An 8,265-nucleotide genomic window follows, 5' to 3' on the forward strand; every position below is an offset into this window, starting at 1 on the left:
GTTCGTGACCCTGCTCATGCAAGCACGCCGCCTGCGCTGCTCCAATCGGAACTGCAGGCAGCGGATATTCGTGGAGCGCGCTAACGAGGTTGCCACCAGCCACTCCAGACGTTCCGTACGGCTACGCGAAATCCAGCGTACCGTCGGCCTGGCGCTTGGAGGCGAAGCTGGCGCGCGGCTCGCCGATCGCATTGGCATGCCGACCAGCGCAGACACGATGATCCGCCTGGTCCGGAATGACCGGCAGATGACGAAGGGATCGCCCCGGGTTCTGGGCGTCGACGATTGGGCGTGGCGGAAGGGTCATCGCTACGGCACGGTTTTGCTCGATCTGGAGACCAACAAGGTGGTTGACCTCCTGCCTGATCGTGAAGGCGGAACGCATGCCGCCTGGTTGAAATCCAATCCCGGAGCCGAAATCATCGCGCGCGATCGTGGCGGCAGTTACGCCAAGGGTGCTCGTGAAGGGGCACCTCTGGCGCGGCAGGTCGCTGATCGCTGGCACATGCTGCGCAATTGCTTGGATGCAGTGCTCGCCGCGGTGGAAAAGCGCTACAGGCTCGTACGCGAGGTTGGGCGATCACTTGCGCAAGACATGGCACCGATCAGGACACAGGACAGCGCCACAAGACCAGGGATGCCCCCGGCGGCCCTTCAAAAGCGAAACCACGGACGCCAACGTCGACAGGCCATGTTCGATACGGCTGTTGCCCTGCGCGAGAAGGGTTGGACCATATCGGCTATTGCTCAGGAAACCGCGCGAGACCGCAAAACGATCCGACAATGGCTCATGGATCGCCAGCCGGGACAATGGGAGCGGACATCCCGGCATCCTGCGAACGCCTTCGACGACTTCATCCGTGCGCGGTGGGCAGATGGCTGCCGTAATGCCACGCAGCTTTGCCGGGAGGTTTGCGAGCGCGGGTATTCCGGCAGCGTGAAAGGATTCCGTCAGTGGGTGAAAATCCGAATCCGTGACGGGATTGAAGACGCTGCTCCTCGATCGTCATCGCCTCGATGGAAACCGCCCGGTACGCGGCAGTTCGTTCGGCTACTCGGCGTAGCAAAAGAGACGGTTCGCCCCAGCGACATGCTCTTCATCGATGCCTTGCGTGCCGCCTCACCGGCCATTGCGCAGGCTGCTGATCTCGGACGCGAGTTCCATGACCTACTGGTCGAGCGCAAAGCCGACGTACTCGATGGCTGGTTGGCATCGGCACTTGAGAGCCCCATCGCATCCTTCGCTCGCGGGCTCATGCGCGATTCAGACGCTGTCCGTGCCGCGGTCGACCTTCCATGGAGTACGGGCCCAGTCGAGGGGAAAATCAACAAGGTCAAGCTCAAGCTCATCAAACGGTCGATGTATGGCCGCGTTAGGCTTGGATCTCCTGAGAGCTCGCGTGATGGCCTGAACAGCACCAAAAGTGCGGGAGAGCCCACATCTGGGGAAAGTTCGGTGCCCGTTGACAGCTGCGCCTACAGACCAGCAGAGGGTTTAATCGACTTGCCGCAGCCCGGGCCGCTCAAGGCTAGCGCGTTCCGCTTCTTCCTAGCACGTTGGTGGAGAACTGCGACGAGCTTCGGCCGGTCGTCTGTGACAACAACCACTTCCGTCCGCGCCCGCGAGACCGCTACTTAGAGAACGTCTGGTCGACAAGGCTGCAGACCCGCTTTCCGCGAGGGCCGACACTGTATCGGCCGATAGATCGCCTGCTACCGTATTGCCCTACCGGCCCAGAGCGTCTCCCCGCACCTGCGCCGCGATAGCGGTAGGAGCCCGCGCGACGACGGTGAGGCCGCGCCGCTCGGCTTCACAGGCATGGCGGCCAGAACCGTGGTGGTCTTGGCAGGCCCGGCACGCCCCTGCAGCGCCGCGCCCCGGTCGTCCGAGGCGAGCAGGGCAATAGCCCGCGTCGCAGGTCATCCGTCCAGTCGAAACCCTCCGCAGCCGACTGGCGCAGCGCACGCTCGACTGCCCGCCCGCTTCGGCCGGAGTTAGCGGCGGCAGTGTCCCGCCTCGGCCCAGCGCTTCGATCCGGAGCATCTCGCGTTCGGTCTTGACGTTCTCGGGCGTCATGAAACCAGTCAGCTGGCGGCCGTGCCAGCTTCGGTAGGTGCGATTGATCAGACCACTGTGCATACAGGCCTCAGCGACTGATAGTGCGATTGATCAGACCGCTGTGCATACGGGCCTCAGCGACTGATAGGTGGATTTCACGCTGGCCCAGCCTGCTATATACATATGTGCCTGCTTCCTCGACCAGCCTGCGCTCGGCGAAGACGGCCTCGCGCTCGGAAAGCTTCTCGGCGGCAAGGGCGACCGCCTCCCACGCGAGCAGGTCAAAGCAGTCGTCGCGGGACCGGTCGCACGCATTGCCGCGAGCGAGCGCGACCAAGCGCGCCTGAAGCCGGCCTTCTCGGCGCTTCCCTGCCACTGCGCCGTCAGCTGATCTTCGCTGACCGGCCGCTTGGCTTCCGGGTCGCCAAGACGCCGATGCGCGTCTGCGAGGACGTGGCTTAGCTGGGATCACGGGACGGCGAAGCACGCGTCAATCGCTGCACGGCGCGGGCTGATCGCGCCGAGCGCTGCCTACGGAACACCCGCGATCTCAAAGCGCCTTCCGATCCGCTCGGTGGCATAGCCCTGCTCCGAAACGGCATAGGCGAGCTCTTGCCCGTATATCACGCCGAGGTCCTCTAGGCAGCAAAAAAGGCCCAGTCAGCGAAGGCGTCGCCAAGTCCTGTCGCTGCCTTTTTGTGGCATTGATAATGACCGCGTGAGTGTGGAGCTGTGGATCGTGAGAGCGGCTTGTTCGGTGCTGGAAAAGTGGCCTCGACAAGGCTGCCAGCGGTCTTGTCTGTCTTTCCCCCTTCCTGCGGATGCGCGTGCATCCCAAGTACTGCTTCGCGTGGCCGAGCGCGGCTTCGGCCGGCCGTTTGGCGGTGCGCCATGAAAAGGCGCGTGTCCCCGGCGACATGCGCCATGATCGAAACCGACTTGGGAGCCGAGAAGGTGATGTCCCAGTCTGGCCAGTGGCGTAGTTCGCCGTGGGCCCCGCTGCCAGGCCGGCATCGCCGAAAACCCCAGCAGCTGTTGCGTGAAGCGCTCGCCCTCGATATCCCTAGAAAGTGCGAGATCCGTAGCGCCCTTGACCACCATGCGCTGGACGGCGCTTCGCTCCCGGTAACGCCGTCCTCGCTTTTGGCAACAATTCGCGGCAGTCGCCGCACCGTAGATCGCGTAGGCGGAAGCGAGCACCGGAACCGCTCGTCAGACCAGCGGGTCATGAGAGGCGCCGCTACCTGCGCCGCTGTCCGGCCCCCGGACGGACGGCCGGCTCCATAGGGTGTCCCGCGGATCACCCGGGACGAAAGCGGGGTGACGGGGCGCGCCTCCCTCCTGCACGCCCGGACCTTGGAGAACCAGCCGAACTACCGGCGCACCATCGGGCAGTAGCAGATAGCCGTGCCAAGGCGGCAGCCGGAACTCGCTTTCAGGGACCGCCGGGCGAAAGCTCCGCTGCGCGGCGATGGTGGTCCGCCCAGGTTCGCCGCGCACGGGAAGCGCATCGCTCGCGGCGCGGATTTCGATTTCGCACTCGCCGATTGTCTTGCTCGCCCACTGCCGCGTTTCGTAGTCGACGATCTGCAGGAACAGCTTGGTATTGCAGCACGCCAGCATAGACTCGGCGATGTGAGGACCATAGCGGTTGCGCATCTGGCCCAGCGCCTGAAACGTCAGGACAATCGCCGCCCCGAACTTGCGGCCTTCGGGCAGCAGCCTGGCGAGATTGTCCACCCGCGGCAGGTCGGCGAGCTCGTCGAGCAAGAACCAGATGCGCCGGCTAGGCGAAGGCGGCAAGCCAAGGACGGCGCTGGCCGCGCATTCCAGCCAGCAGGCCATAAGCGGTTTGGCCGCCTCGAAATAATCTTCCTTGCGGGGCACGAAAATCCATGGCCGGGGCCCTTCGCGCGCATCGAGCCCGGAAATGAAGTCGCGGAATGCGAACCGTCCACCCCCGCCCCGTTCGTCCGCAGGCGCGTCGGCCTCCGCTTCTCGTCTCAGGAACTGGATGAGGTTGGCCGCCTTGGCGAGCATGAACAACACGCTGCCGGTGGCGCGGTCGGCGTCATCGGCGAATGTCCGCGCCGAGGACGTATGGCCCAGCCACCGCTTGAGCTCCTGCTTGGATTTGGTCTGGAGCGCCTCAAGCAGCGCTTCCAGGCTGGCGTTGCCCTCGCTCCACAGCGAGCGCAACATGTTCGCGACCAGGATCCGGCTCGTTTCCAGCCAGACATCGTCGTCATGGTTCCCGGTCTCCGAAACCAGCTGGCGGGCAATTCGGTCCGCGTCGGCGGGATGGGAAATCTCGTCGAAGGGCGACCAAGAGGCGCAGCGCGCATCGAAGGGGTTGAGGATGATGTCACCGCGTTCTGGCGCGTAATAATGCGCAATGAATTCACCGCTCGTATCGTAGACCACTGCGGCCTCGCCGCGCTCGGCGATACCTTCCAGCATCTGGCGTAGAACCGTCGTCTTGCCGCTGCCGGTCGTTCCGAGGAAAGCGAAATGGCGGGTCTCGATCGCCCTTGGGAGCACGGTCCGGCCGATCGCGAGGCTGCCTGCTGCCCGTGCGGCGACGGCCGGCGCCCCGCCCGGCTGCACGACCACACGGGTGCCGCCCAGGACCCGGTCGCCGAGCGTGTCCCGGCCTTGGCGCGCCATGGCCCGCATCACCGCGGCCGTCACGACAAGACCGGTGCCGGCCCCCATCACCCCGCCCAGAAGCAGCGCCCTGGCGACGGCATTGAAGGGTCGGGCGAAAGGGGGGGCGTGCGCCACCACGCGGGCCGGCAGCCTTGCCCGCTGCCCCGCCAGCGACACGTTCATGGCGGTTTCGCGACCATTTACCGGGCTCGCTAGGAGTAGCAGCCGGGCTCCGGCACTCTGGCCGGCAGCGCTCCAGACATGGCCCGGCAGCAGGAGTCGCGACCACACCAGCGCGCCCGCCAGGCTGCAGACAAGCACCAGGACGCAAAAGAAGCCGAAGCGCTGTTGGCTCTGGCGCACCCGCATGCGCCAGAGCGCATGTGAGCGCGATGCCCGGTCGCTTGCGGCGCTCACGTGCCGCTCTTGGCGGCCAGTCCCCGCTGCCGCTGGAACGCGGCGCGCACTTCGCGGGCAATCACTTCATCGCCCCGGGCCGCCCCGAGCGCGCCGTCCCGGGCATAGGCATAGGCCGCGCAGGCCGTGAACAGGACGCGGTCACAGACCCGCTCCACCTCGGCAAGGCGCTCCGAAAGGGCTCCGATTACGGCGGCGATCTTGCGAACTTGCCGGACGACCTCTGTATCCTCACCGCCGCACTGGAAGCCGGCGTCAATGATCCGACTGAGCACCGTGTAATCCGGCATGTCCTTGAGTTCTGCGAGCCCCTGCAGGATGCGGTCCTGTTCCGGGCTCAGGTGGACCATGATCTTGCGCGAGCTCAGCATCCGCCCATCCCCTGCGCTGGCGGCAGGGGGCCGCGCGCAGCTGGTGTCCGTAGCCAAGTGAAGACGCAGCTCCGCCGCGCGCTCCTTCCGCTTCGCCGACCTGCTCCCTCCGGACCCGGGACCACTTCCCCCCGCCACGGTCCCTGCCCCGGTATCGCCATCGCCTCCACTCCGCTGGATCTTCCTGCAGCGATGACAGGACCGGCGGCGCGCAGATACAACGTGGCAAGCTCTACTTGGCGCGTGACGGCGCGGGCAGATAGCAGCCGCGTCGCGAACCGCGCCGAAACCGGCGCGCAGGTGTCCGGATGTGCATCTCGGGGATCCGCTTCCGAGCCGGGGCGAGGTCAGGCCGGCAGGGCCGCTGCCGGGAGCGGCAGCGCTTCACCCGGCAGCGTCACGGTCTCTACCCGCTACGGCTACGATGGCCGCGCCGACCGCTGGCGAGTCGCGGCAGGCCCACGCGTTAGGCGATCCGGTCTATCGCCTGGGCCGGACGTTCGGTGAGAACCAACGCGGCCCGCGCTGCGGGCGCGGTGCCGCCGGGGCTCAGTCCGGCAAAGACGGTGCCTGCAGGCCCTGCGGCGCGGCCGGATCGGTTTCCGCGATGCGGGCCGGCCCGACGGCGCTGTCCGGCCCGCTTTCCCGGGTGACTTCGCCGGTAATATCTTAGGAGTGTTCAAGTCCCTGTTCCGCCGCCAGCGAGGGCGTGGACGCATCGCCGGCCAGGACGTCCTCCGGCGTCTGCGACGCCTGACCAGATGCAAGTTCGGCTGCCGGTTGAGCGGCAGGGCGGGGCCCGTGCCCCGGTCTGCGCCCAAGCCCGTTCTGGCGCGCCAACTCCGCCCGCTACGCCGAATAACCGCGCGTGATGACCTGCCCCCCGGCGGTCCCTCGCTCATAACGAGAGTCTTGCGTTTGAATATTCCGGCACGCTTGCCTGCACAAGCGCGTCGGGCGTGATGCTATCGTACTGCACGAACGTCCGACGCGCTTGTGCAGGCGTTCGATTTCCCAACGATGAGTGGGGCCGAACATGGTTGTATCCCCGGCCTCGCCGCACCTTGTAACGGTGACCCATCCCGTCATCCATATTCCGGACAGTGCGGCGTATGCATTGCGAAGCGCGGCAACCGGGCGGGCAAGCGGTGGCTACTGCGATTTGATGACGCCCAGATCTGCTCCGTTGCGCCGCAATGGACCGATGTGGCAACTCCTGATTTGGAGGTTGTCGCGGGAGGCGGGCGCGCCCTGTGCAGCCTTACCGATCTTTTAGCGCTCAGCGAGCTGGTGGCCCACCTCATGTCTCAACGAATGGAGACGAGAGCTAAGAGGCGTAAGGGTAATTATGCCGCAAATGTAAGGGAAAAGACGCCGAAAATGCCATGGGGACTGCGCTAAATGACCAATTTGTTGGCCGTTGCTAGCCGAATCACATGCCTCCCCCGGCTTGACGATTTAGCCATATGCGACATATTGTATATTACAACGATTAAGCGAAGGCTGGAGGCTGTAGGTGCCGGACAAGATCGAGCACAAGCGATCAAAAGCGAATGTCCTGGCCGAGGAAGGCACTCTCAATCCGGCGCCGGAAAAGGTGAGCGATCCAAAATTCCAGGAGGGCGGCTTCTTCGATCCGCGCGACATCGTGCAAGTGAAATACGAGATGCTGCGGCGCGTGTCCGCCGACAAGATGTCGGTGACGGAGGCGTCCGACGAATATGGTGTCTCCCGCCCGACCTTCTATCAGGCCAGGGCAGACTTCGACGAAGCGGGTCTGAGCGGCCTGGTGCCGAGAAAACGCGGGCCACGCGGACCATACAAGCTCCAAGGCGATGTGCTGGCGTTCCTCAAGGAACAAGTCGTCCCAGGCGAACCGATCCGGGCGCGCGAGCTGACGGACCGTATCCGGACGAAGTTCGGCCTCGACGTCCACCCAAGAACTATCGAGCGGGCGCTCGGTGTAAAAAAAACTGCGTAGCCGGCACCGGCGCGCAACGGCACCCAAGGTTGGAGGGCCGGACCACAGAGCGATACGAAATCTTGCGCGCGGCGGCCCTCGGGACCGCTTTGCCCGTAGAGGCGCGCAGCGGCCTTACTATCCTTTTGCATCGCGGGACGTGGGCTTGGGTTCGCGCGATCTTGCATGCGCCTTGCCAAGTCTCATGCGCTGCCATGCCAGTTGTTGGCCTGCCAATCGCCGATGAGTCTTCCGAGAAGCGCACAGTCATCCACCTGCTCGCCGCCATGGTGATGGCGGAGCCTGAATGGAGGAGAACGGCATGAACGAAAACCTCAAGGTTCAATCGCATCATCTCGAACGGGGTGCCTACCTCTACATCCGACAGTCGTCGATGCGGCAGGTCATGGAAAACGTCGAAAGCACCAAGCGGCAATACGCCCTCCGTGGGCGGGCGACAGGGCTGAGATGGCGTGACGACCAGATTAGTGTCATCGACAGCGACCAAGGCGAATCCGGCGCTTCAGCGTCGTGGCGCGAGGGCTTCCAGCATCTTGTATCCGATGTTGGCATGGGACGCGCAGGAATTCATGGGCCTGGAGGTATCGCGGCTCGCGAGAAACAACGCGGACTGGCATCGATTGCTGGAAATCTGCGCCTTGGCCGACACGCTGATCCTCGATGAGGATGGCGTATACGATCCGGCTAACTTCAACGATCGCCTGCTACTTGGCCTCAAGGGCACCATGAGCGAAGCCGAGTTGCACGTCATCGAAGCCCGTTTGCGCGGCGGCATCCTCAACAAGGTA

At 64.9% G+C, this 8,265-nt stretch carries 10 protein-coding genes and 1 pseudogene; 6 read left to right on the top strand and 5 right to left on the bottom strand.

Annotated features, from left to right (window positions below):
• Positions 1 to 1,639, top strand: a 1,639-nt coding sequence (locus VMR39_RS00905; RefSeq protein WP_325413440.1) for an ISL3 family transposase, incomplete at its 5' end; no start/stop codon positions are given.
• An 87-nt stretch (positions 1,640 to 1,726) separates the two neighbouring features.
• Here the strand turns inward: VMR39_RS00905 and VMR39_RS00910 are convergent.
• Positions 1,727 to 2,140, bottom strand: a complete 414-nt coding sequence (locus VMR39_RS00910) for a hypothetical protein (protein WP_325413442.1) — start codon at positions 2,138 to 2,140, stop codon at positions 1,727 to 1,729.
• A 67-nt stretch (positions 2,141 to 2,207) separates the two neighbouring features.
• Between VMR39_RS00910 and VMR39_RS00915 the strand changes: the two genes are divergently transcribed.
• Entirely contained in the window at positions 2,208 to 2,450 is a 243-nt protein-coding gene (locus VMR39_RS00915; protein ID WP_325413444.1) for a hypothetical protein, read from the top strand.
• A gap of 159 nt (positions 2,451 to 2,609) precedes the next feature.
• On the opposite strand, the gene VMR39_RS00920 is transcribed toward VMR39_RS00915, so the two are convergent.
• The 4 genes and pseudogenes from VMR39_RS00920 to VMR39_RS00930 all read right to left on the bottom strand — a co-directional run bounded on the left by VMR39_RS00920 (position 2,610) and on the right by VMR39_RS00930 (position 5,496).
• Complete coding sequence (locus VMR39_RS00920; protein WP_414712433.1) at positions 2,610 to 2,897, bottom strand: relaxase domain-containing protein; 288 nt, start codon at positions 2,895 to 2,897, stop codon at positions 2,610 to 2,612.
• Positions 2,839 to 3,288 (bottom strand): annotated as a pseudogene (locus tag VMR39_RS30390) (relaxase domain-containing protein); the annotation flags it as partial. The gene VMR39_RS00920 and the pseudogene VMR39_RS30390, both read right to left, overlap by 59 nt.
• Positions 3,272 to 5,125 carry a type IV secretion system DNA-binding domain-containing protein gene (locus VMR39_RS00925; RefSeq protein ID WP_325413447.1) on the bottom strand — a complete coding sequence of 618 codons (1,854 nt, stop codon included), beginning with the start codon at positions 5,123 to 5,125 and terminating at the stop codon, positions 3,272 to 3,274. The pseudogene VMR39_RS30390 and the gene VMR39_RS00925, both read right to left, overlap by 17 nt.
• Positions 5,122 to 5,496: a hypothetical protein gene (locus tag VMR39_RS00930; RefSeq protein WP_325413449.1), complete on the bottom strand. Its 375-nt coding sequence runs from the start codon at positions 5,494 to 5,496 to the stop codon at positions 5,122 to 5,124. Before VMR39_RS00930 ends, VMR39_RS00925 begins: the two co-directional genes overlap by 4 nt.
• Before the next feature lie 1,020 nt (positions 5,497 to 6,516).
• Between VMR39_RS00930 and VMR39_RS30395 the strand changes: the two genes are divergently transcribed.
• The 4 genes from VMR39_RS30395 to VMR39_RS00945 all read left to right on the top strand — a co-directional run.
• Positions 6,517 to 6,897 carry a DUF5372 family protein gene (locus VMR39_RS30395; protein ID WP_414712432.1) on the top strand — a complete coding sequence of 127 codons (381 nt, stop codon included), beginning with the start codon at positions 6,517 to 6,519 and terminating at the stop codon, positions 6,895 to 6,897.
• A gap of 115 nt (positions 6,898 to 7,012) precedes the next feature.
• Positions 7,013 to 7,477 carry a helix-turn-helix domain-containing protein gene (locus VMR39_RS00935; protein WP_325413451.1) on the top strand — a complete coding sequence of 155 codons (465 nt, stop codon included), beginning with the start codon at positions 7,013 to 7,015 and terminating at the stop codon, positions 7,475 to 7,477.
• A 301-nt stretch (positions 7,478 to 7,778) separates the two neighbouring features.
• The gene (locus tag VMR39_RS00940; RefSeq protein WP_325413455.1) at positions 7,779 to 8,141 is read left to right on the top strand and encodes a recombinase family protein; all 363 of its coding nucleotides are present in this window, start codon (positions 7,779 to 7,781) and stop codon (positions 8,139 to 8,141) included.
• Positions 8,047 to 8,265, top strand: a 219-nt coding sequence (locus VMR39_RS00945) for a recombinase family protein (protein WP_325413453.1), incomplete at its 3' end; no start/stop codon positions are given. The genes VMR39_RS00940 and VMR39_RS00945, both read left to right, overlap by 95 nt.

Origin of the sequence: Sphingobium sp. (assembly GCF_035511395.1) — a bacterium.
Lineage (GTDB): Bacteria > Pseudomonadota > Alphaproteobacteria > Sphingomonadales > Sphingomonadaceae > Sphingobium.

Bases quoted from the DNA above. Each gene is read 5' to 3' on its own strand.
- VMR39_RS00910 (WP_325413442.1), bottom strand. From the start codon at position 2,140: ATGCACAGTGGTCTGATCAATCGCACCTACCGAAGCTGGCACGGCCGC.
- VMR39_RS30395 (WP_414712432.1), top strand. From the start codon at position 6,517: ATGAGTGGGGCCGAACATGGTTGTATCCCCGGCCTCGCCGCACCTTGT.
- VMR39_RS00940 (WP_325413455.1), top strand. From the start codon at position 7,779: ATGAACGAAAACCTCAAGGTTCAATCGCATCATCTCGAACGGGGTGCC.
- VMR39_RS00930 (WP_325413449.1), bottom strand. From the start codon at position 5,496: ATGCTGAGCTCGCGCAAGATCATGGTCCACCTGAGCCCGGAACAGGAC.